This window comes from Lampropedia cohaerens (assembly GCF_001005215.1).
Lineage (GTDB): Bacteria > Pseudomonadota > Gammaproteobacteria > Burkholderiales > Burkholderiaceae_C > Lampropedia > Lampropedia cohaerens.
The window spans coordinates 96,727-120,517 of sequence record NZ_LBNQ01000040.1 but is presented as its reverse complement, the minus strand read 5'-3'; the positions used below and the strand labels follow the sequence as shown (position 1 = coordinate 120,517).

The 23,791-nt window shown below is 63.0% G+C and carries 20 protein-coding genes; 6 read left to right on the top strand and 14 right to left on the bottom strand.

Annotated elements, in window-relative coordinates; all coding sequences use genetic code 11:
* Nucleotides 1-18 precede the first annotated feature (18 nt).
* The 3 genes from glnL to glnA form a co-directional block, all read right to left on the bottom strand.
* Nucleotides 19-1,071, bottom strand: coding sequence for a nitrogen regulation protein NR(II) (glnL, locus tag AAV94_RS13225; RefSeq protein WP_046742674.1), 1,053 nt, complete (start codon nt 1,069-1,071; stop codon nt 19-21).
* Nucleotides 1,072-1,478: 407 nt separating this feature from the next.
* Nucleotides 1,479-1,964, bottom strand: a complete 486-nt coding sequence (locus AAV94_RS13220) for a hypothetical protein (RefSeq protein ID WP_046742717.1) — start codon at nt 1,962-1,964, stop codon at nt 1,479-1,481.
* A gap of 353 nt (nt 1,965-2,317) precedes the next feature.
* Complete coding sequence (glnA, locus tag AAV94_RS13215; protein WP_046742673.1) at nt 2,318-3,733, bottom strand: type I glutamate--ammonia ligase; 1,416 nt, start codon at nt 3,731-3,733, stop codon at nt 2,318-2,320.
* A gap of 407 nt (nt 3,734-4,140) precedes the next feature.
* Here glnA and AAV94_RS13205 point away from each other — a divergent pair, with 407 nt between their 5' ends.
* Nucleotides 4,141-4,860, top strand: a complete 720-nt coding sequence (locus AAV94_RS13205) for a DUF4124 domain-containing protein (protein WP_046742671.1) — start codon at nt 4,141-4,143, stop codon at nt 4,858-4,860.
* Between the two features lie 49 nt (nt 4,861-4,909).
* Here the strand turns inward: AAV94_RS13205 and nagZ are convergent, their stop codons facing one another.
* Complete coding sequence (nagZ, locus tag AAV94_RS13200; protein ID WP_046742670.1) at nt 4,910-6,016, bottom strand: beta-N-acetylhexosaminidase; 1,107 nt, start codon at nt 6,014-6,016, stop codon at nt 4,910-4,912.
* Between the two features lie 5 nt (nt 6,017-6,021).
* Nucleotides 6,022-6,441 carry a holo-ACP synthase gene (gene acpS / locus AAV94_RS13195; RefSeq protein ID WP_046742669.1) on the bottom strand — a complete coding sequence of 140 codons (420 nt, stop codon included), beginning with the start codon at nt 6,439-6,441 and terminating at the stop codon, nt 6,022-6,024.
* A 121-nt stretch (nt 6,442-6,562) separates the two neighbouring features.
* Between acpS and hemA the strand changes: the two genes are divergently transcribed.
* The 4 genes from hemA to AAV94_RS13175 all read left to right on the top strand — a co-directional run bounded on the left by hemA (nt 6,563) and on the right by AAV94_RS13175 (nt 13,073).
* Nucleotides 6,563-7,873: a glutamyl-tRNA reductase gene (hemA, locus tag AAV94_RS13190; protein WP_046742668.1), complete on the top strand. Its 1,311-nt coding sequence runs from the start codon at nt 6,563-6,565 to the stop codon at nt 7,871-7,873.
* Nucleotides 7,874-7,972: 99 nt separating this feature from the next.
* A complete protein-coding gene (gene prfA / locus AAV94_RS13185) occupies nt 7,973-9,064 on the top strand; it encodes a peptide chain release factor 1 (protein WP_046742667.1) in 1,092 nt (363 codons plus the stop codon).
* Nucleotides 9,061-9,930: a peptide chain release factor N(5)-glutamine methyltransferase gene (gene prmC / locus AAV94_RS13180; RefSeq protein WP_046742666.1), complete on the top strand. Its 870-nt coding sequence runs from the start codon at nt 9,061-9,063 to the stop codon at nt 9,928-9,930. The genes prfA and prmC overlap by 4 nt, the downstream gene beginning before the upstream one ends.
* A gap of 185 nt (nt 9,931-10,115) precedes the next feature.
* A complete protein-coding gene (locus AAV94_RS13175; RefSeq protein ID WP_156454447.1) occupies nt 10,116-13,073 on the top strand; it encodes a putative bifunctional diguanylate cyclase/phosphodiesterase in 2,958 nt (985 codons plus the stop codon).
* Nucleotides 13,074-13,083: 10 nt separating this feature from the next.
* Here AAV94_RS13175 and AAV94_RS13170 read toward each other — a convergent pair whose 3' ends face one another.
* On the bottom strand, nt 13,084-13,950 hold the full coding sequence (locus AAV94_RS13170) for a YbgC/FadM family acyl-CoA thioesterase (RefSeq protein WP_046742665.1): 867 nt from the start codon (nt 13,948-13,950) through the stop codon (nt 13,084-13,086).
* Nucleotides 13,951-14,199: 249 nt separating this feature from the next.
* Between AAV94_RS13170 and hemH the strand changes: the two genes are divergently transcribed.
* A complete protein-coding gene (gene hemH, locus AAV94_RS13165) occupies nt 14,200-15,243 on the top strand; it encodes a ferrochelatase (protein WP_046742664.1) in 1,044 nt (347 codons plus the stop codon).
* Between the two features lie 9 nt (nt 15,244-15,252).
* Here hemH and AAV94_RS13160 read toward each other — a convergent pair whose 3' ends face one another.
* The 8 genes from AAV94_RS13160 to AAV94_RS13125 form a co-directional block, all read right to left on the bottom strand.
* A complete protein-coding gene (locus tag AAV94_RS13160) occupies nt 15,253-15,528 on the bottom strand; it encodes a hypothetical protein (protein WP_046742663.1) in 276 nt (91 codons plus the stop codon).
* Nucleotides 15,529-15,537: 9 nt separating this feature from the next.
* Nucleotides 15,538-16,320 carry a DNA repair protein RecO gene (recO, locus tag AAV94_RS13155; RefSeq protein WP_046742662.1) on the bottom strand — a complete coding sequence of 261 codons (783 nt, stop codon included), beginning with the start codon at nt 16,318-16,320 and terminating at the stop codon, nt 15,538-15,540.
* Nucleotides 16,321-16,324: 4 nt separating this feature from the next.
* Entirely contained in the window at nt 16,325-17,203 is an 879-nt protein-coding gene (era, locus tag AAV94_RS13150; RefSeq protein WP_084824925.1) for a GTPase Era, read from the bottom strand.
* Nucleotides 17,204-17,258: 55 nt separating this feature from the next.
* The gene (gene rnc, locus AAV94_RS13145; protein WP_046742660.1) at nt 17,259-17,951 is read right to left on the bottom strand and encodes a ribonuclease III; all 693 of its coding nucleotides are present in this window, start codon (nt 17,949-17,951) and stop codon (nt 17,259-17,261) included.
* Nucleotides 17,952-18,005: 54 nt separating this feature from the next.
* A complete protein-coding gene (locus tag AAV94_RS13140; RefSeq protein WP_046742659.1) occupies nt 18,006-18,404 on the bottom strand; it encodes a DUF4845 domain-containing protein in 399 nt (132 codons plus the stop codon).
* 60 nt (nt 18,405-18,464) lie between these two features.
* Entirely contained in the window at nt 18,465-19,439 is a 975-nt protein-coding gene (gene lepB / locus AAV94_RS13135) for a signal peptidase I (protein WP_046742715.1), read from the bottom strand.
* 5 nt (nt 19,440-19,444) lie between these two features.
* The gene (lepA, locus tag AAV94_RS13130; protein ID WP_046742658.1) at nt 19,445-21,253 is read right to left on the bottom strand and encodes a translation elongation factor 4; all 1,809 of its coding nucleotides are present in this window, start codon (nt 21,251-21,253) and stop codon (nt 19,445-19,447) included.
* A gap of 180 nt (nt 21,254-21,433) precedes the next feature.
* Nucleotides 21,434-23,710, bottom strand: coding sequence for a RelA/SpoT family protein (locus tag AAV94_RS13125; protein WP_231731432.1), 2,277 nt, complete (start codon nt 23,708-23,710; stop codon nt 21,434-21,436).
* Nucleotides 23,711-23,791: the final 81 nt, after the last annotated feature.

The window sequence follows — 23,791 nt, the reverse complement described above, 5'->3', positions numbered from 1 at the left end:
CCGCCGCAATCGATCAACTCAAGGCAGCGGTATGGTGATGACAAACGTGGTTCTGCCCGGGACGCTGTCGCATTCGATCATGCCGTCATGCCGCTGAATAAAGGTCTGCGCCAGGCTCAGGCCGAGTCCCGTGCCATCGTCACGACCGGTCACCAGCGGATGAAAAATCCGTTCCCGGATGGCCGGGTCGATACCCGGACCGTTATCCGTCACATGCAATTCCAATGCCAGTTTGTGCAACTTGGTGCCTATCAACACTTGACGCGCAACTCTGGTGCGCAACTCAATGCGCGCCTCGTTATGCACCATTTTAGGGCGAAGCACCAGCGCAGCATTCTGGACAATGTTGAGCAGCGCCTGCACCAATTGGTTGCGGTCACCACGCACATCCGGCAGCGAGATGTCATAGTCCTGCTCGATCTGCAAGCCGGTGGGAAACTCGAGCAAGACCAGCGAACGCACATGCTCGCATACTTCATGGATATTGACAGTCTCGACGATCTGGGGATGGCGATGCGGCTCCAGCAAGCGGTCCAGCAGCGATTGGAGGCGGTCCGCCTCATGCATGATGACCTGCGTGTATTCGAGCAATTCTGGATCCTGCATGTCCATGCTCAGCAACTGCGCCGCGCCGCGTATGCCGCCAAGAGGGTTCTTGATCTCGTGTGCCAGATTGCGCAACAGCATGCGGTGGGTCTCGGCCAGTTCCTGCACACGGCTGTCTTGCAGCGTACGCGCCTGATCGCTTTGCGGCCAAAGCTCCAGCAGCCATTCCCCATCCGGGTCGATGCGTGTGAGGTGGACATGCACACGCAACTCGGCATCACTGCCGGCCACCCCGTGGACGGTGGAATCAAATCGAAACATTGAGAACTCCGCCCCAGCCTGCCCCTTGGTCAGCGCCAGATCCAGTGTCTCGGAGTCTTGCAGAAACTGTGCAAATGTCAGCCCCTGCAGCTTGCGGCGTGACAGTCCCAGCGCCGATTCCATGGCACTGTTGGCATCCACTACCCTGCCCTGCCCGTCCAGGCGGGCAATCAATGCGGCAAGAGAATCAAAGTCGTTGTGCATGGCTGTGTCGAGAACGCAAGGAAAAACCTCCGGATTACCGCAAAAGGACAAGGCCTTCTGCAAACGGCCCACTTTCCGCATGCAAGCTTCGTGCACAGCACGGCGTGCACGCACGGCCTCGCCCACGGTCGTGCGGCTGATGGCAAAGCCGCTGCACGCAACGGCGCGCGACGCGCCAGAAGTTCATGCAGGGGCAACTGAACCGGGAGTGCTCGCAGGTCTTGCGTGGTACCCCGGCAGCGCGCCACACCGTAAGCAACCGACCGTGCTCGCGGCATGCACGACCTGCGAGAACCTTATTCACGATCTCTTCATGCTCCGCACTGGTCCGCAAGGTCGCAGCGATGCAACGCGCATACCGCAAGCTGGGCTGGCTGCACGATGCATGCAAAGATCTAGACAGCTTCTTAGCGCAGCCGGGCAATCTCGCGCTGAATACTCTCGATGTCTGCCTGGGTCCGTGCAATGTTCGCGCGCAGGTTCTCAACGCGTTCGATGTAACCCTGCGGATTGCGCAATTCCAACGCCGTGCGCACCGGGTTACCGTCGTTGTATTCGGTCTGCAAGGCAGCCAACCGCTCCTGCGACTTGCGCAATTCCGCTTCGAGGATGGCGCGCGCGTCCTGGTCGCGCGCGCGCTGTGCATCCTCTGTCACACGCGGCGCGTTGACAGGGGCAGCGGCCGCCTGCTGAGGCGCCGGTGTACGTCGCGCGGCCGGTGCATTGCCCTGGATCACCGTCACGTTGCCGCCTTCTACGAGCTTGCAGTCGGCGCGCTGCGCAGCGCCGCTGGCGTTGGTGTACTCATTGCCACAGCGGTATACCCGCTCCTGCGCAAGCGCAGTCGTACAGCAAGTTGCCACAAACAGCAGGCCAACAATGGAGTTTTTCATGGTGATCATTTCCGGTCAGTGACGCTCGGGCCCAGCTACCGCGCCGCCCAAGCGTCAACACGATGCAGGAAGCTGGTCAGACTCCTCGCATGCGTCGATCGCCGGTGGGCCACGACGTATGAAGGAGCGTGAACAGTTTCTAACAGATTCTCAGGCTGGAATTCTATGTGAGGCCGATTTTCCAAGCAGTCAGGCGGCTGACGTAACCAAATTTCAGCCATCCTAGAGAGCACAGGCCTATTCCAAGGCACTGTCCAGCTCCCGCCAACCTTGCAGCCATAAAAAAAACCGCCCACAAAGGAGCGGTTTGTTCGAGACCGGCGCCCGAGAACGGAACGCCAGTGCACAGCCAATTACAGCGAATAGTACATCTCGTACTCGACGGGATGCACAGCCTGGCGGAAGCGCGTGACCTCGGCCATCTTCAGCTCGATGTAGGCATCGAGCATCGCATCGGTGAATACGCCGCCCTTGGTCAGGAAGGCGCGGTCTGCGTCCAGCGCTTCCAGCGCTTGATCCAGACTGTGGCAGACGGTCGGGATCTTGGCGTCTTCTTCCGGAGGCAGGTGGTACAGATCCTTGGTGGCGGCTTCGCCAGGATGGATCTTGTTTTCCACGCCATCCAGGCCAGCCATCAGCAGCGCTGCAAAGCACAGGTAAGGGTTGGCCATCGGATCCGGGAAGCGTGCCTCGATGCGCCGACCCTTTGGATTCGCCACGAACGGCACGCGAATCGAGGCCGAACGGTTCTTGGCCGAGTAAGCCAGCTTCACCGGTGCTTCAAAGCCGGGCACCAGACGCTTGTAGCTGTTGGTCGAAGGGTTGGTGATGGCGTTGAGCGCGCGGGCATGCTTGATGATGCCGCCGATGTAGTACAGCGCGAACTCGGACAGGCCGGCATAGCCATCGCCAGCGAACAGGTTCTTGCCATCCTTCCATACCGACTGGTGCACGTGCATGCCCGAGCCGTTGTCCCCCACCAAAGGCTTGGGCATGAAGGTGGCCGTCTTGCCATACATGTTGGCGACGTTATGCACCACGTACTTAAGCGTCTGCGTCCAGTCGGCGCGCTTGACCAGGGTGCTGAACTTCGTGCCGATCTCGTTCTGACCAGCGCCCGCTACTTCGTGGTGGAACACTTCGACCGGAATGCCCAGTGACTCCAATACCAGCGACATTTCGGCACGCAGATCCTGCGCACTGTCTACCGGAGGTACCGGGAAGTACCCTCCCTTGACCGTCGGACGGTGGCCTCGGTTGCCCTCCTCCAGCTTGGTGCCGCTGTTCCAGGAGGCTTCGTATTCGTCGACCTCGAAGAAGGTGCGGCCCATGGAGTTTTCCCAGCGCACACCATCGAAGAGGAAGAACTCAGGCTCAGGGCCGAAGTAGGCCGTATCACCAAGGCCCGAAGCCTTCAGGTAGGCTTCTGCACGTTTGGCGGTCGAGCGTGGATCACGCTCGTAGGGAGTGCCGTCGGCGGGATCAACCACGTCGCAGGTCAGGTACAGCGTCGGTTCCTGGAAGAAGGGATCGATGTTGGCCGTATCAGGATCGGGCATGAGCAGCATGTCCGAGGCTTCGATGCCTTTCCAACCAGCAATCGACGAGCCATCGAACGCCTGGCCGCTTTGGAACTTGTCTTCGTCAAACGCGGAAATCGGGACGGTGACGTGCTGCTCCTTGCCCTTCGTATCGGTGAAACGGAAGTCGACGAACTTGACTTCGTTCTCCTTGATCATCGCCATCACGTCATCGACGGTTTTTGCCATTTGGCACTCCTGATTAAGTTGGGTTTGGGGATAAGTGTTGGGTTCTCGTGGGCAAATCATGCAAGACGTGTGCCACTCAACCGCCTCAGCCACGCAGCCGGGCGCCTCGCCATCTTGCCACGCACCAATTGTGCGCTGGTCAAACATGGGGCTGACACCTCCCGCGAATGCACCAAAAAAGTCATTGAATGCACATTATTGGTGCATATTGCGCAGAACTGGTGCTCGCCCTTGCATGCAGGGCTGGCGACGCGCTTTTTCGCTGTCGCGAATGCCCGCATCACACTGTATCCCATTCATACCGGTTATTCTTGAAAGCAGTTGAAAGTCGCTTTTCTTGCGCCGGCTGACGATACGCGGCGTGAGAACCTGTGACGCAATCGTCCAGAACGCGGAGGTGTTGCACCATGCATGCAGTGCGTTTGATCCCGCCGATGTGGCCAGCCCTGCCTCTGCTGCGCGCAGGCCGGCTGGTCGCTTGTGCGCTCCTGGTGCTGCCGTTCATCAGCACCCCTGCTGCGGCTCAGGTGCATCGTTGCGTTCAGCCAGACGGCAGCGTGCTCTACACCGATGGCGCCTGTATCGGGGCCATCGAGCAGGTCGAAATCATGCCGGCGCGCTCGGCCGAGCAGATCGAGGCGGACCTGTTGCGCGACCGCGCCGCTCTGGAACGCACGCAGGCGCAGGTTCGCGCCTGGCAGGAGGAGCGCCGCCTGCGCGCGGAACTCGAAGCGCAGGCGGCAAAAACAGCGCGCCCATCTGCCGTCGATTACGAAAACTCCGTCGAATGCCGGCAAGCCCGTCGTAATGTCGAGCGACTGACCGTTGCCAGTGGGCGCTACAGCAGCGATGACCTGGAGCGCCTGCGTGTAGCGCAGGACGCCGCGCATCGCGCCTGCCTAGGGCCCGAAGCATGGGCCGAGATTCAGCGCGAGCGCGCGGTGCAACCGCCCCCACCCATCGTGGTGCGACAACCGCTGCGCCCGCCTCGCTGGATACACGTGCCGCGACCGGGCATCCCGGTATTGGAAACGCCCCATTGGCCACACAAAGGCCCATGGCAGCATCGGCCAAGGCGCCCGGACCGCCCCCCGCCACCTGGCGCAAAAACGCAGCAAACCCCTTGAACCGCGGGCGCGGGCGCATGGTGCGGGAACCTGTAACAGCTCCTGGTTCCTACACGGCGCTTCGCACCTTCTCCAATGCGAGCCTGTAAGCAGGCTGTTGCTGCAGCGCCTGCCACTCCAGTGCCGCAGATTGCGGCCGCAATGCCGCGAGGCGCTGCGGACTGGCCGGATCAGGCTGCCAGCGCCCCTGTTGCCGCGCCTGCGCCATACCCTCCAGCCACTGGTCCAGCGCCACGCCGTCGCCCAGACTCTGGTTGCACAGCAGCAACGCGTCGCAGCCCGCCTGAAGCGCACGGCAGCTGGCTTCGACGACATCCACCGCCTGGCCATCGATCACGCGCGCCGCTGCCATGCTCAGGTCATCCGAAAACACGGCTCCCTGGAAGTGGAGCCGGTCGCGCAGAATGTCCTGCAGCCAGCGACGGGAATAGCCTGCCGGAACAGGATCTACCCTGGCATAGACGACATGTGCCACCATCGTCGCCGTCAGCGTGCTGCTCAGCCATGCGTAGGGCGCGGCATCGTCTCGCAGGATGGTCGCGAGGCTGCGCCGATCGACTGGAATGGCCGTGTGCGAATCGGCCTTGACATAGCCATGACCAGGGAAATGCTTGGCGCAATGCTGCATGCCCGCCTTGAGCAGCCCGTGCATCAGCGCCTGCCCCAGCACGGTGACCACCCGCGCGTCGCGATGCAAGGCGCGATCACCGATGACGCAGCTGCCGCCCCAGTCCAGATCCAGCACCGGCGCAAAACTCAGGTCGACTCCGCAGGCACGCAGTTCGGCACCCAGTACGTAGCCGATGGCCACGGCGGTATCCACCGCACGCATGGCTCCCACTCCGGCCTGACTGCGATGAGCCCCCGCCATCGCATCGTCGTCCCACATCCGCCCCAGCGCACGCATCGGGGGCAGCACGGTAAAGCCATCGGTGCGAAAACGCTGCACTCTTCCGCCTTCCTGGTCAACGCCAATCAGGATATTCGGGCGCACGCGCTTGATCGCTGCGCACAGTGCACGCAATTGCGCCCGGCTCTCCCAGTTGCGGGAGAACAGAATCACCCCGGCAACCAGCGGATGCGCAAGGCGCGCTCGATCCTGCGCGGTCAACGTCGTGCCGGCCACATCCAGAAACAAGGGGGCATGCGCTGTCATTGACGTCACCCTCTCACACCATCATCGGCAAGCCGATGGATTTCGGCAATACAGAACGCCACGGCAAATTCCTTTTCGTCCGAGAGCGACACCTGAAAGCGCAGGCCGCGTTCCTCGCACCACGCATGCAACGGCCCATGGGTGATGATGCGCGGCTGCCCGCTGGGCCAGTGCCCGACTTCGCAGTGCTGCCAGGTCATAGGCATGCGCATGCCCAGACCAATGGCCTTGCTGAACGCTTCCTTGACGGCAAAGCGCGTGGCCACAAAGCTGTCACCACGCCCGGGCCAACGCGCCCTGCGCCGCTGCCAGGTCGCAAGCTCGCCCGGCGCGAGCACCCGCTGCGCGAACCGCTCACCATAACGCTGCAGCGACTGCGCAATGCGCCGAATGTCGCAAATATCCGTACCGATTCCATAGATCATGGGGTGCGATTATGATTGCCCCTGTTGGCGTGGCTGCGCCGTATCCCCATGATGATGGTCTTTTCCGAGGCACGCGCTCAGGAAAAGCGGAAAAACGTTACAAAATTTATAATGCGCGGTTATGGCCGTCTGGACGCTGGGCATCAACCACCACTCGACCCCGCTAGATATGCGGGGCCGGTTTGCCTATGCGCTCGATCAGATCGGCCCGGCGCTGCACGAGTTACGCCAGACCCTGAGCCGCGGCGTGGGCACCTCCGGCGACGACGCCAGTGTGGAAACGGCCATTCTCTCGACGTGTAACCGCACCGAAATCTACTGCGCCGCTCCCGCGCCGCTGCAAGAAGCCTCGCTGGAATGGCTGGCGCGCTCGGGTGGTATGGCCCCGCATGACCTGGAAGGTTTTGCCTACACCCACACCGATCACCTGGCTGCGCGGCACGCATTTCGCGTCGCCAGCGGCCTGGACTCCATGGTGCTGGGCGAGGCACAGATCCTCGGGCAGATGAAGCATGCGGTGCGTGCTGCCTCGCAGGCTGGCGCGCTGGGGACGACACTGCAGCAGCTGTTTCAGCGCAGCTTTGCCGTTGCCAAGGAGGTGCGCACCAGCACCGCCATCGGCTCGCAATCCATCAGCATGGCGGCAGCGGCCGTGCGGCTGGCCAGCAACCTGTTTGAGGATTTCACGCAGCTGAAGGTGCTGTTCGTTGGTGCCGGCGAGATGATCGATCTGGTTGGGACCCATTTTGCCGCCCAGCACCCACAGGCCATGGCCGTGGCCAACCGCACCCTCGATCGCGGCGAGAGACTCGCGGCCAAGCTTGGCGCGCAGACGCTGCGCATCGGCGATCTGCCGGATCGGCTGCATGAATTTGACATTGTCATCTCTTGTACGGCCAGCAGCGTGCCCATCATCGGCCTTGGCGCAGTCGAACGCGCCCTCAAGCGTCGCCGCAACCGCCCCATGTTCATGGTCGACCTGGCCGTACCGCGCGACATCGAACCAGAGGTGAAGGCGCAGGACAACGTGTTTCTCTATACCGTCGACGACCTGGCGCAGGTTGTCCAGGTCGGCATGGCCCACCGGCAAGCGGCAGTGGCGCAAGCGGAAGCCATCATCGACAACGGCGTGCAGAGCTTTGCGCGCTGGCTGGAGCAGCGCCAGAGCGCGTCGGCCGTGGTGCCGCTGATCCAGCAAATCCACGAGCAGGCGCAGAACTGGAACGCACAGGAGATCGCACGGGCACGGCGCCTGCTCGCCCGTGGCGAGGATATTGATGCCGTCCTGCAGGCGCTGGCCAATGGCGTTGCCAAGAAGATGCTGCATGGCGCAGTGACGGAGTTGCGCAACGCCGACGCACAGCAGCGCCCGGAGACAGCCGCGCTCGTCTCGCGCATGTTCCTGCGCGGCGCGCCTTCCACCCACCATTAGCGTCGCTGCTGCCTGGTGTGTCGTGATCACCCGCGCTTGGTGACACGCTTCGCTTCCGAATCTCTTTGCCTGCCCACACGCGGCAGCACCTGAAATCCCATGCAAGCCTATCTGCAGCACGAGCTGGAACGTTACGTTCAGCGCCTTGAGGAACTCGATTTTCTGCTCTCGCGCGAGGACATTCTCGCGGACATGGCGCAGTATCGGCGACTTGCCAGCGAGCACGCGCAAGTGACGCAGATCGCCGGACGCTACAAGCGTTACCAGGCCATTGCTGCCGATCTGGCCGCCGCCAACGAGATATTGGCCGACACAGACAGTGACGATGCACTGCGCGCCATGGCGCGCGACGAGGCTGCGCAGGCCGGTGCCCAGCTCGAAGCGCTTGAAGCCGAATTGCAGCGCTTGCTGCTGCCGCGCGACCCGGACGACCAGCGCAATGCCTTCCTGGAGATCCGCGCCGGCGCCGGCGGCGACGAGTCAGCGTTGTTCGCTGCCGAGCTGCTGCGCATGTACACACGTTATGCAGACAGCGTCGGCTGGCGCGTGGAGATTCTCAACGCCAGCGAAAGCGAACTCGGCGGTTTCAAGGAAGTGATTGCCCGCATCGAGGGCGATGGCGTTTACGGCCGGCTGCGCTTCGAGTCCGGCGGGCACCGCGTGCAACGTATCCCGGTGACGGAAACGCAGGGGCGCATCCACACCAGTGCCTGCACCGTCGCCGTCCTGCCAGAGCCGGACGAGGCCGAGGCTGTGCAGATCAATCCAGCCGATTTGCGCATCGACACTTTCCGCGCCAGTGGTGCCGGTGGCCAGCACATCAACAAGACCGATTCGGCCGTGCGCATCACCCACCTGCCTACCGGAATCGTCGCCGAGTGCCAGGATGACCGCAGCCAGCACCGCAACAAGGCCAAGGCGCTGCAGGTGCTGACCGCGCGGCTGCAGGACATGGAGCGCAGCGCCCAGGCCAGCAAGGATGCAGCACTGCGCAAAGGGCTGGTCGGCAGCGGCGACCGCTCCGACCGCATCCGCACCTACAATTTCCCGCAGGGACGTCTGACCGACCATCGCATCAACCTGACGCTGTACAAGCTGCCCAGTATCATGGAAGGTGACTTGGGAGAGGTGCTGGATGCACTGCAGGCGGCGCGTGAGGCGGAGCTGATCGCACAGTTGCAGCCACAATGACGGTCGACTCCTCCCCTGCTGACGAGCCATCCGTGGCGGATGCCCTGCGACAGGCCTGCCAACAAGGCCTGCCGCGGCTGGAAGCCCAGATGTTGTTGCTGCACGCGCTGCAGCGCTCGCCCCATGAGCGCGCCTGGCTGGTCAGCCATGACCAAGAGCCCGTCGCGACGCCCACCCTGCTGCAATATCAGGCACTGGTGCATGCGCGCTTGCAGGGCTCACCCATCGCCTACCTGACAGGGGGCAGGGAGTTTTACGGCCTTGAGCTGCACATCACCCCGGACGTGCTGGATCCCCGTCCGGATACCGAAATACTGGTGGATTGGGCACTGGAGCTGCTGGCTGGAAAGCCTGCACCGCGCGTGCTCGACCTGGGCACCGGCAGCGGCGCCATGGCACTGGCCATCCAGCACGCCTGCCCGCACGCGCAGGTCGTGGCGGTAGAGCGCTCGCCTGCGGCACTGCAGGTGGCTCGGACCAACGCGGCCAGACATGCGCTGCCGGTGCGGTTCCTGCAGGGCAGCTGGCTGCAGGCCCTGGAAGATGCCGGCGAACCGGGCCAATTTGCCGTGATCGTGGCCAACCCGCCCTACATTGCAGACAACGATGTCCACCTGGCTGCGTTGCAGCATGAACCCCGGACAGCGCTGGTGGCTGGCGATGACGGTTTACAGGATCTGCGCACCATCATCAAGCAGGCTGCATTCTGGCTGCAGCCGAATGGCTGGCTGCTGCTTGAGCATGGCTGGCAGCAGCACGATGCGGTGCGCACCATGCTTGCGGATGCGGGTTACGCGCAGATTGACTTTCGCCGCGACCTGGCAGGCCATGTGCGCTGCACCGGCGCCTGCCGGCCTCGTGCATGATCGCCCTTCCGCGCTGCGCAAGGTGGGCAACCGCGCGTGCAGCGCCGAATTGGCCGGCACTGGACGACCAATGTCGCTGACTGTTTCTGCATGTTTCTATAATCGCCTGCCAGCCACGCGCCGGCAGCAGACGTCACGCTGTTGCGCTGGTGCCTCCCTATTCGCCCACTTACCCGGTGCACTCGGTGCCTGATTCCATCCTCCCCCCGCTTTCACCACCAGCATCTGCGACGCTGCCGCAGCGCGGCTTCTGGCTGGCGATTGGCGGCGTGGTGGCACTGCTGGTGCTGGCTGCCGGCTTTTTCCTGCATGCGCAGTGGACAGCGCGCCAACAGGCGTGGCACGCAGAACTCGAACGCCATGCCAGCGCCGCGCTGGCCGATGTGAACCAGCGGGGCAATGCGTACGCGTTGTTTCTCGCGAACCTGCGCACCAGCTACGCCTTGCAGGCTCCCCCACAGGACCTACGGCCCTTGGCAGACGCACTTTGGCGCGCCTCTCCGCTGTCGGCATCCGCGCCGCAACCGACGCTGGAACTGGTGGAGTGGCCCGCGTCCCCAGGGGATCGCATTCTTGCCCAAAGCAGGCCAGAGGGACTGGAATACCTGGCACAGCTTGGCGCTGCGAATGGCGCAGCTGTGGGCGTACGGATGCTGGTGCCATGGTCGGACCTGCTGCGGGGCACCTGGTCTTCCGCACTGATTGACGATGTGAACGTCATCACCGACGGCGATGCCCTGCCCGCGGCAGCTGCGCACCTGTCGCTGCAATGGCTGGATTCGCACACGCTGGCCAGTTCCGTGCAGATCGCGGATGCGCCAGTGCGGCTGGCGTTCTCCTTCGCCACGATCCCTGCACAATTCTGGACGAGCGACACAGCCGCAGGCCTGCTGCTTGGCAGCGCGGGACTGGCCTTGCTGATTGGCTTGGCAGCGCTGCGGCGCCAGAAGGAGCGACTGCTCGTCCACCATGTGCAACGCAGCCACGACTATGCCTACAAGGGTTGGCTGCGTTACTTCGCCTTCATTCATCACCCTTTGCTGTCGGCTGCGGAACTGGATGCCCACACCGGCCGCATCATCAACCCGTCTCCCAGGCTGACCCAACTGCTGGGCTACAGCCGCGAGACGATGACTCGACTGACACTGGATGCGCTGGTGCATCCTTCAGACCTGCCGCGGCTGCGCGAGCCGGAAACGCTGGCCTCGCAGGCGCGGGAATACGACTACGAGCGCGTCGCCGATGTCCGCCTGGCCCACAACCTGGGCCACTACGTCTGGGTGGACGTGCTCAAGATCCGCTATGCGATCACGCCCCATGCCGAAGCAGACAGGCCGACACTGATCAGCCGTGAAATGGTCATCCTGCTCGACCAGGACCGCGCCCGCAAGCTGCAGGCACAGCTGCAGCAGCGCATCCAGAAAAGCCAGCAAGTGTTCGAGCAGCTGCCCGTCGGGCTCTGCATCCTCGACAACCAGATGCGGTTCACCTTCATGAACGACTGCTTCCGCCAGTACTCCAACCTTGGTGACGCAGCCCTGCAGACGCTCGATGACTGGTGGCACCACGTGATCGCCTCCAACAGCTACCGGCAGAAAATGGCCGAACGGTGGCACCAGACAGTTTCCGGCGCCATCGCGCGGGACGGCATTTTGCGTCCGCTTGAGCTCGCACTGCATGGCAAGTCCCCGGCGAATCAGCGTTTCGTCGAACTCGCGGGCACCGTCATGGAAGATCAGATGGTGCTGACGCTGGTTGATCTGACGCCGCATAAACACGCAGAAGAGGAAATCCGCCGCCTGGCCTTCTATGACGCCACCACCCAGCTGCCCAACCGCCGCCTGTTGCTGGACCGCGTGCAGCAGGCGCAGGTGACCAGCCAGCAACGTCATTGGCAGAACGCGCTGTTGACGGTTGGGTTGGCCAAGCTGCGCAACCTGCGTGACGAGCGGGGCGCCGCAACGGCGTCCACCGTGCTGCTGCAGACCGTTGAGCGGCTGCGCGCCGTCGTGCCTGCCGACCAGACCATTGCGCGTACCGACACCGAGGAGTTCGCCATCCTGCTCTCGGGCATTGACGGCGACGAGGACGAGGCGGCACGCGTCAGCCAGGACATCGGCAGCGCCGTCATTGCCGCGCTGCGCGCACCCTTCCAGATCGACACCCACACGCTGTACCTGGACGTACACACCGGCGTGACCACCTTTACGGGTCGCGAGATTGACGCCAGCGAGCTGCTGCGCCGCGCCGAGACGGCACTGCAGCAGGCACGCCAGACGCAGCAGCAAAAGCCCCACTTCTTCGACGCCGAGATGCAGGCCAGCGCCAGCGCCGAATCGCAGCTTGAGGAAAACATCCGCACTGCCATTGCACAGGGGCAGTTCGTACTGTATCTGCAGCCGCAGGTGCACGACCACACCGTCGTCGGTGCCGAGGTGCTGCTGCGCTGGCGCCATGGTGATGACACCTTCGTCTCGCCGGATCGCTTCATCTCCACCGCCGAACAGAGCAACCTGATCCTGCCGCTGGGCAATTGGGTGCTGATGCAGGCCTGCCGCCAGCTGGCAGCCTGGGCGCGGCATCCGCACACCCAGCATCTGACCCTGTCCGTCAACGTCAGCCCCAAGCAGTTCAAGCAAGAGAGCTTCGTCGCCAACGTGCTGCACGCGTTGGCAGCCACCGGTGCGTCCCCGCACCGGCTGATCCTGGAACTGACCGAAGGTGTGCTGCTGGAGGACATCGACCAGGCCATCGAGCGCATGGCGCGCCTGAGCGCAATGGGCGTGGGATTCTCCCTCGACGATTTCGGCACCGGCTATTCATCGCTGAGCTACCTGCAACGGCTGCCGCTCTCGGAGGTCAAGATCGACCGCAGCTTCGTGCGGGATCTGAACACCAAGCCCGGCGATGCCAACATCGTGCGCACCATCGTCAGCCTCGGCCACAGCCTGGGGCTGCGTGTCGTCGCCGAAGGCATAGAAACGCCCGAACAGATCGACTATCTCAAGTCCTGCGGCTGCCTGTACTGGCAGGGCTTCTTCATCGGCAAACCGCAGCCCGTCGAACAGTTCGAAGCCATGCTAAGGGCCCCCGTGTCAGCAGAGCGTCCCGGCGCTCCGAGTGACGACTCGCCGGTAGAATAGCGCGCCAGCCTTAATCCTGCAGCGACTTGACCATTTCGATGTGTGGCGCGCCTGCCTCATCGAACACTTCGCCATGGGGCTGGTAGCCCTGACGGCGGTAAAAGCTCTGCGCTGCCAGTTGCGCATGCAGCACGATCTGCCGGTCGCCGCGCGTTCTGGCCGCCTGCTCCAGCGCAGCGAGCACCTGTGCACCGTAGGCCATGCCACGCAACGCCTTGACGACACACATCCGCCCGACGCGGGCAATTCCCGGCGCATGTACCAGCATGCGTCCGACGGCCACGGGCATCTGCAGGCAGTTGAACAGTACGCAATGCAGCGCCTGCGCATCCAGGCCGTCCCACTCCTCCTCCAGCGCAAACCCCTGTTCATCAACGAATACCGCCTTACGCACGGCAGCGGCCGCATCACCCAGGCTCTGCCAGCTGCCCGTGCGCACCTGCACCACCGACTCGCCGGCCTCAAAATCAGCCAGTGCCTGCCGCAACGCTTCGGGGACCGGCCTGGCCGTATGCGTGCTCGGATCGGCGAAGACATACACCATCTGTGCCTGCGTCAACAGCTTCTCACCGCGGAAAATACCCACATCGATATGCAGCGAGCTGTTACCGATGCGACGCATCGCCAGTCCGATGGCCAGCCAGTCATCAAGCGTTGCCGGAGCATGGTAGAGCAGCTCTGCCTTGCGCACATACCACTCGCCCCGCAGCAACGCCATGGACTGCGCATAAGGCACTGCCAGCGCCCGCCAGTAGTCAGTCATCGCGTCGTCGATCCATTGCAGGTAATGCCCGTTGAACACCACCTGTTGCATGTCCACCTCTGCCCAGCGCACTTGGTGGTGTGAAAAAAAACGGAAATCGCTGCGCGCCGTCATGGGGGAAATACCTCTGAAAGTTGGAGATCGCCTCAAGGGCACATGCCATGCGTCCCACATGGCACGGCGCACGATCCGACTGCCGGACAGCGGCCCGGGCTCGCCACGCGCACCGTGCTGCCCTGCACTGTTGACGAATAATCAATAATGGTAACTGGCAATGCCCAAGCCCGACCCGCCTTCCGCGGGCAGACCGCCAAAACAGACGTAGACTGACTGCCTTCCCTCTCTTTGCACAGCGCTTCGCTCATGGCAACCGACCTTTCGCAAACTTCCGCACCGCCACGCCGCATTGGGGTGCTGCTGTGCAACCTCGGCACGCCCGATTCGCCCGAGCCCGCAGCCGTGCGGCGTTACCTGGCCGAATTCCTCGGAGACCGGCGTGTGGTCGAGCTGCCGCGGCTGCTCTGGAAGCCCATTCTTCACGGCATCGTGCTGGTCCGTAGACCCAAGGAGTCGGCGCAAAAGTACCGCAAGGTCTGGATCGAGGGAGAAGGCTCACCGCTTCTCGTCTACACGCAACGGCAGGCCACCATGCTGCGAGGCTGGCTGGGTGAAGCTGGCGTCAGCGACGTCGACGTGCAAGTCGGCATGCGCTATGGCCAGCCCGGCATCACCACCGCCCTGGAGCAGTGGCAGCGCCAGGGAATTGCACACATGCTGGTCGTGCCGCTCTACCCGCAGTATTCGGGCACCACGACGGCCAGCGTGGTGGATGCCGTCAACGCCTGGTGTGGGCGCCAGCGCAACATTCCCGCACTGCGCATCGTGCGCGACTACGCCACCGATGCCGGCTACCTGCGGGCTCTGGAGCACTCCGTGACCCGGCACTGGCAGAAACACGGGCGCCCAGATCATCTGGTGCTGAGTTTTCACGGCATTCCCCAGCGCAATGTGGCGCTGGGAGATCCCTATGCGCAACAATGTCTGCAGACGGCAGGGCTGCTGGCGCAGCGCCTGAACCTTGCGCCCACGCAGTATTCCGTCACTTTCCAGTCGCGTTTTGGTCCAGCCAAATGGCTGCAGCCCTATACGCAGCCGACCGTCGAGGCGCTTGCGCGCAATGGCATCAAGACCATTGACGTCCTATGCCCGGGCTTTGCCAGCGACTGCCTGGAAACGCTCGAAGAAATCAATATGGAAGTACGGCACGCCTTCCTGGCCAATGGCGGCCGTGAATTCCGCTATATCCCGTGCCTGAATGACGACCCTGTCTGGATCGACGCGCTGCGCAACATCGTGCTGACCAACCTCGCTGGCTGGCGCACGGACGGAGCATCTGCGCACATGTGAGAATCGGTTCTACGTCGACTGGCGCATCAGCAACGCCTGAAGGGCTGCATAGCCTACGACCATTAGCGCATACTGGACGACACTGCCGTCCGCTCCCGTCCAAACGAGTGCAAGCAGGCTCCAGACAGATCCGGCCACCCCCAGCAGCAGCGCATTGGTCCACCAGTCAACGCGCCAGCCAGGCTTGCGCCAGAGCCAGCGCGCCGCCCCTGTGAACAGCAGCGAAAGCGCCCACGCCGGCATCAGCAGTGCAATGCCATGCATCAACAATTCAAACCAATGCATCGGCAGCGCTCATAGTCCACGCAGGCCACGCATCATGCGCTGCGTAGCCAGTTCACCACCCAGATAGTGGGCAAAGGCACTGCGCAGCTGCGGCTTGAGCGCTGCCGCATCCTCGCCCAACGCACGCATGCATGCGGCCAGCGGCTGGGGCGCAAGCAGCGCCTGCTGCAGTAGCTGCCACTGCGCACCGGACAAACCTCGCTGCCCCGGCATGGCAGCGTGCAGACCTACCTCTGGCATCAGCGCATAACGACGCTCGGGCTGCAGTGGTGTCTGGTCCACGGTCTGCACCGACAAATCCGGCAGTAGCCCGAGCTGGCGCAGCATCACGAGCTCGAACGCCCGCAGCAAGGTTTCCAGTGCCTCGCCGGGGTCGTTCGACAACACGAACAAGGTTGCCTTGAAGGCATCGAAAACATCCGCCTGCACATCGCCGCGCACCAACATGCGCATCAGCAACTCGTTGAGATAAAGCCCCGCCAGCAGGGCCTCACCACGCGGAGATGCCGGCCCCTGCAGCCGCTCGACCGCGCGGACGGCGCCGATCTCGCCGTGCTCGCTGTCGTCGTAGCTGTAGTCCACGCGCAGCAGCTGAAAGGGCAGCAGCAAGGCGCGGAAGTTCGACGTCGGCTTCTTCGCGCCGCGGGCAACCACGGCCACGCGCCCACGTTCGCGGGTGAACAGTTCCACGACCAGGCTGGATTCGCTGTACGGATACTGGTGCAGCACCCAGGCATGATGACGGCTGGCCCGCCGGAACCTGCGGGCGGGCACCGGAGCGGCGGACGCCATGCCCTCACTCGTAGCCGTAGGAGCGCAAGCGCGCGGCATCGTCGGACCAGCCCGAGCGCACCTTCACCCACAGCTCCAGAAACACCTTCGCGTCCATGAGCTTTTCCAGCTCCTGGCGCGCCTCGGTGCCGATACGCTTGAGCCGCTCTCCCCTCTCGCCGATCACCATGGCCTTGTGGCCGTCGCGCTCGACAATGATGCTGGCGGCAATGCGCAGCATGCGGCTGGCAGTCTTGCCAGGTTCCTCGTCGAACTTGTCGATCATCACCGTCGATGTATACGGCAACTCGTCGCCAGTCAGACGAAACAGCTTCTCGCGGACGATCTCTGCGGCCAGAAAGCGCTCGCTCTTGTCCGTCAATTCGTCGGGTTGGTACCACCAGCCCTGCTGGGGCAGATAGTTGCGACAGATCTCCAGCAGGCGCGCGACATCCTTGGGTGCCTTGGCCGACATCGGCACGAATTCGGCAAAATCGTGGCGCTGCTGCATGCCCTGCAGCCACGGCGCCAGTTCCGAGCGGCGGTGCATGGTATCGAGCTTGTTGGCCACCAGGATCACCGGCGCGCGCCCCTGGATCAACGCCAGTACCTGCGCATCCTTGAGCGAGAAGAAACCCGCCTCGACCACGAACAGGATCAGGTCCACATCGCCAACGGTACCGGTGACGGCCTTGTTCAGTGACTTGTTCAGCGCCGACTGGTGCTTGGTCTGAAAGCCGGGCGTATCCACGAACACGTACTGGGTATCGCCCTCGGTGCGGATGCCAGTAATGCGGTGCCGCGTGGTCTGCGCCTTGCGAGATGTGATACTGATTTTCTGGCCCACCAGCGCGTTCAGCAAGGTCGACTTGCCTACATTGGGGCGACCGACGATCGCGATCATGCCACAGCGCTGCCCGACAGCGGATGCAAGCGTTCCGGACTCGGAAGATTGGGAATCATCCACGACGTTTCTCCTTGGCGGCCAGCAGTGCGAGTGTCGCCGCTGCAGCCTGTTGTTCAGCAGCCTTGCGCGACGCCCCTTTTCCCGTGGCCGACACCTTCTGGCTGGGGATCTCGCAACGCACCTCGAATGTCTGCAGGTGCTCCAGCCCATGGACACCCAACAGGCTGTATGTCGGCAGCGGCAGGCGCTTGGCCTGCAGCCACTCCTGCAGGCTGGTCTTGGGGTCCTTGGACGTGGCCCTCGCCGTACTGGATAGATCCACGGCCCCCATCAACCGCTCGACCACCGCCTGCGCCTGGTCATACCCCGCGCTCTCGAAGATGGCGCCAATCAACGCTTCGACCGCATCTGCCAGAATCGATGGACGTAGCTGTCCGCCAGTCTTGCGTTCGCCTTCTCCGAGGAGCAGGTATTGCGGCAGCTGCAAATCCAATGCGATGCGGTGCAGCGCGGTCTCGTTGACGAGATTGGCGCGGGTGCGAGAAAGCTCGCCTTCGGTTGCCTCGGGCAGCTTCTGCATCAGCCAGCGCGACACGCACAGGTTGAGCACGGCATCACCCAGAAATTCCAGGCGCTCGTTATGATCGGCCGAATGGCTGCGGTGCGTCAGCGCACGGCGCAACACCTGCGGCTGTGGCAATGTGCACCCCAGACGGGCAAGCAACTCAGTGTAATCTTGGCTCAATGGTAGGAAACGTTTGCCACGAGCACGCGACCGGCAGACGTGCGGAAGTGGACATCAATTGGAGGTGGCATGCAACTTGTACGTGAGATACGCCGGTCCAAACAATGGAACCTCACGGGTGTACTCCAGTTCGACGACGACCACCCCGTTCTGCTTGGTCACAGACAAGTCCTGCGAACGCACGGGATCGGCATACTGGTCCAGGTAATCGATGCTGGCCTGACGCTCGAATAGCTGCCGCACCTCGAGTACCGTTGCGCCAGTGGCCGCTTGCTTGAGGGCGCGCTGGATCGCCAGATACTCGGTGACGACCGGCACCGTCCGAAATACCACATAGCCGGCAAACACCAGCACCACCACCAGCAGGCACAGGCTGACGAAGGAAATACCGCGCTGCGTAGCAGCAAAGCGCAGGTTGCGCCGGAATGCAATGGGAAAGGTCGCTGCAGTCATGTCCGCCCTCAATCGAATCATATTGGTCTGATGGTACCGAGCTGCCAAGCGGCCACGCGGTTACCGAATTTTACCGATGCGACTCAGATCCGAGAAATTCATCCAGACCACAACGGCCCGGCCAACGACGTTGGCTTCGGGTACGAAGCCCCAGACCCGCGAATCCAGCGAATTGTCGCGGTTGTCACCCATGACGAAATAATGGCCTTCGGGTACGCGGCAGGTCACCCCTTCGATGCTGTATTCGCAATGGTCGCGATACGGAAAATTGTCGGCCGCCATCACCATTGCCGGCATCTGAGGAATCGTGAGAACGTCGTAGGAGCGTCCGCCCAGCGTCTCCTCCCAGCGCTTGGCGTGGCGCATCGAGTCCTGGTCGAAATAGTCAGGCTGAGGGACGGTACTGATGGCCTGGCCGTTGATGCTCAGGCGCTTGTTCTGATAGCTGACGACGTCGCCGGGTAAGCCGATGACGCGCTTGATGTAATCCATGCGGGGATTGGGAGGATAGCGGAACACCATCACCTCACCACGCTCGGGCGCGCGCCCTTCCGTCAGCTTGGTGTTCCACACCGGCATGCGCAGACCGTAAGTGAACTTGTCCACCAGGATCAGATCGCCGACCAGCAGCGTCGGAATCATCGAGCCACTGGGAATGCGAAATGGCTCGTAGGCAAAAGAGCGCAGCACGAACACCACCGCGATGACGGGAAACAGCCCTGCCGTCCAATCCAGCCACCACGGCTGGCGCATGGCGCGTGTGGCCACCTGGTTGATATCGCCCTCTTCCGGCGTGATGCCCTGCGCCTCCAGCGCATGACGACGCGCCTGCCACTGCTCGACGAGTTCCTGTGCCTGCTTGCGACGCCGGGGCAAAAAGTACAGCTTCTCGGCCAGCCAGTACAGGCCGGTCACGACGGTCGCCAGCAGCAGCAACAACGGGAAATTGCCCTTGATCTGGCCACTCAGCCACAGGGCGAGGTAGGCGGCAGTGGCCGCCAGCAGCAGCCCGGTAAATACAGCAATGGGTTTCACAACAATCAATCCTCAACTTGCAGGATGGCCAGGAATGCCTCCTGCGGCACTTCCACCGAACCGATCTGCTTCATGCGCTTCTTGCCCGCCTTTTGCTTTTCAAGCAGCTTGCGCTTGCGGGTGATGTCACCGCCGTAGCACTTGGCCAGCACGTTCTTGCGCAGCGCCTTGACGGTCTCACGGGCGATGATATGCCCGCCGATGGCCGCCTGGATGGCCACATCGAACATCTGCCGGTCAATCACCTCACGCATCTTGTTGACCACCGCCCGGCCCCGGTATTGCGCCTGGCTGCGGTGAACGATGATGGACAACGCATCGACCCGCTCGCCATTGAGCAGGATGTCCACCTTCACCACGTCCGATGGCCGGTACTCCCTGAACTCGTAATCCATCGAGGCATAGCCACGGCTGACGGACTTGAGCTTGTCGAAAAAGTCCAGCACGATCTCGGCCAGCGGCATTTCGTAGGTCAGCATCACCTGCCGGCCATGGTAGGCCATGTTCATCTGGATGCCGCGCTTCTGGTTGCACAGCGTCATGACCGCGCCCACGTAGTCCTGCGGCAAGAAGATGTTGACCGCCACGATCGGCTCGCGCACTTCCTGGATCTTGCCCGCATCGGGCATCTTGGAGGGGTTGTCGACCAGCACCACCTGCCCGTCGCCCTGCACCACCTCGTAGACAACGCTGGGCGCGGTGGTAATGAGATCCTGGTCGAACTCGCGCTCCAGCCGCTCCTGCACAATTTCCATGTGCAGCAGGCCCAGAAATCCGCAGCGAAAGCCAAATCCCAAGGCCTGCGACACTTCCGGTTCGTACTGCAGCGCCGCGTCGTTGAGCCGCAGCTTCTCCATCGCGTCACGCAGCGCGTCGTACTGGCTGGCCTCGGTCGGATAAAGCCCGGCAAAGACCTGCGGCTGCACCTCCTTGAACCCTGGCAGCGGCGTCTGCGCCGGCCCGGCATTGTTGGGGAGCTTCTTCTCCAGCGTGATGGTGTCGCCGACCTTGGCCGCCTGCAGCTCCTTGATGCCCGCGATGATGAAGCCCACCTCGCCAGCATGCAGCGCCTCGCGCGGCGAGGATGCAGGCGTGAACACGCCCAGCGATCCCGCTTCATACGTGGCGCCGGTGGCCATCATGCGGATGCGCTCACCCTTGCGCAAACTGCCATCGACCACGCGCACGAGCATCACCACGCCCACATAGGCATCGAACCAGCTGTCAATGATCATGGCGCGCAGTGGCCCTTCAGGATCACCTTTGGGCGGCGGCACCTTGCGCACGATCAGCTCCAGCACCTCCTCAATGCCCATGCCGGTCTTGGCTGACACGGCAATGGCATCGGACGCGTCCAGTCCAATGACGTCCTCGATCTCGGCCTTGGCCTGCTCGGGATCGGCCTGCGGCAAATCCATCTTGTTCAGAACTGGCAGCACCTCAACCCCTAGATCCAGGGCCGTGTAGCAGTTTGCAACAGTCTGCGCCTCCACCCCCTGGGAAGCATCCACCACCAGCAAGGCGCCCTCGCACGCCGACAGCGAGCGCGAGACCTCGTAGGAAAAGTCGACATGGCCGGGCGTGTCGATCAGATTGAGGTTGTAGACCTTGCCGTCGCGCGCCTTGTACTGCAGCGCCGCCGTCTGCGCCTTGATGGTGATGCCGCGCTCCTTCTCGATGTCCATAGAGTCCAGCACCTGAGCGGACATCTCACGCTTGCTCAGCCCCCCGCTCAGTTCGATCAGGCGGTCGGCCAGCGTGGACTTGCCATGGTCGATGTGAGCGATGATCGAGAAATTACGAATATGGTCCATGGATTCCAACTGAAGGAGTTACGCACTGCGCGGGCGCAGATTCTGCCTGCTGCCCCTGACCTTGTGCACGGCGCAACAAAAAGGGCGCGCCATGCTGGCACGCCCAGGCCCGGTCAAGCGCCAGATTCTAACGGTTGGCAACCGCAATGCGGCAGACCAGGCATTTGCAGCAGCGGGTTTCTACTCCGCCATGAAGCGCTGGGCGCGCAGTACGTTGCGGGCGCGGCGCAGGTTCTTCAGCAAGAGTTCCATGTGTGCCAGATCGCGCACCGTAATGCCCATGCGGATCTCGATGGCCTCCAGCCGACCTTCCTCGACCATGTCGATGCGGCGGATGTCCACCTCCGACTGGGCCATCACCACAGTGGCCTCGGCCAGCGCACCCTTGGTGTTGCGCAGGTGCAGGATGAGCGTTGCGTCGAATTCGCCGACGGGCTCCTCAGCCCACTCTACCGGCACGAACGATGCCGGCTCCTTGGCGCGCCGACGTTCGGCGACCGGACAGTTTTGCCGGTGCACCTCCAGGCCACGACCGCTGACCAGAATGCCCGTGATGGCATCACCAGGCAAGGGGCCGCAGCAGGCTGCGTAGCGCACTGGCGCACTGTCGGCGCCGCCGATGGCCAGCACCGCAGCCGGCGCCGGGGCCATTAGCCGCTCCTTGGACAGCACCAGCGCATCCGGGCGCAGACCCAGCCCCTGCAGCACCTGCCCGATCTGCTTGACGAGTTCATTCGCAATCAGACGGCCATGGCCCAGGTCCTGCAGGATCTGCTCACGCGACTTGCCCTGGTGCAGAATCGCCAGGTTCTGCCAGATTGCGTCTGCCAGCGGAGAGTCTGCCGGCAGATCGTTGTAGCCAGCCACCCGCAGGGCCTGTGTCAGCAAACGCAGGCCGAGCGCGCTGGTTTCCTGCTGATTGGCATGCTTGAGCTGGCTGCGAATCTTCGAGCGAGCCCGCCCGGTCTTGACGAACTCCAGCCAGCCGGGATGGGGCGTGGCGTCATCGGCGGTGATGATCTCGATCGTGTCGCCGTTCTTGAGCACTGTGCGCAGCGACGCGGGCTGGCCGTTGACCATGGCTGCAGCGATGTGATCGCCGACGTTGGAATGGATCGCGTAGGCAAAATCCACCACCGTCGCGCCGATGGGCAGCGTGAGGATCTGGTTCTTGGGCGTGAAGACGTAGACAGACTCCGGGTGCAGGTCCACCTTGACGTCGCTGAGGAACTCGCTGGCGTCGTCGGAGACATTCTCGATCTCCAGCATCGATTCAAGCCAGCGGCCATTGAGGCTGTCGGCCAGCATGCGGTCCATCCCGTTGGACTGGTAGAGCCAGTGCGCAGCAATCCCGGTTTCGGCCACGACATGCATCATCTCCGTGCGTAGCTCCACCTCCACCTCCACCTCGGACGGTCCGAGCAACGCCGTATGCAGTGACTGGTAACCGTTGGGCTTGGGATTGGCGATAAAGTCCTTGAAATGGCCAGGCAAGGGGCGATAGGTCTGATGCAAAACGCCTAGGCCTGTATAGCAGTCCGAGACGTTCTCAAACAGTGCCTGAACGCCAAAGATGTCGCTCACCTTGGCGAAGCTCAGGCCCTTGCGGGTCATCTGCTCATAGACCTTGTAGAGCTCCTGCTCGCGCTCCAGCAGGCGCACCTTGATCTGCCGCTGCGCAAAGGCCTTCTCCAACTCGGAGCGCACGCGCTCGGCCATCCCGCGCCGCCTGGCCTTGACACGTTCGACCGCCTTGACCAGCGTCTGGTACCGCCAGGGGTACAGGTGCTTGAAGGACAGCTCGCGCAGCTCGCGCACCGTCGCATTGAGCCCAAGGCGATTGGCAATGGGGACGTAGATGTCCATCGTCTCGCGCGAGATGCGGCGCCACTTGCTGCGCGGCGCCACCGAGAGCGTACGCATGTTGTGGGTGCGATCGGCCAGCTTGATGAGGATGACGCGCACATCCTTGGCCATCGCCAGCAGCATCTTGCGAAAGGACTGCGCCTGATTCTCCTCCCGCGAGTGGAACTCGAGCTTGTCCAGCTTGGTCAGCCCATCCACCAGATCGGCCACGTCTTGCCCGAACTGCGCGGCAATATCCTGCTTCGAGACGCCGCAATCCTCCATCGCATCGTGCAGCAACGCGGCGGCCAGTGCAGGGCTGTCCAGATGCCATTGCGCGCACAACTGCGCCACCGCGATGGGGTGCGTGATGTAGGGTTCGCCGCTGTTGCGATACTGTCCGGCGTGCGCCTGCTGCGCAAATGCAAAGGCACGCTCAACGCGTGCCTGATCGTCCTCGGAAAGGTAGGCAATGGTGCGCGCAAAACCAGCATAGGCATTGGCCACCAGCGCGGCATGCTCGGCGCTCAGCGCAGAAACGGCCGCATTGGCGGGCGAGGCGGGCGCCGGTGCGCGGTGAATGACTGCATTTGCATGTCCGGACATCGTCATCTTGCAAATGTAGCAAAAGCCCGCTACTTCAGCAGCGACTGTTGGTAAAAAACAAAACACCCCGAAGGGTGTTCAGTGCGG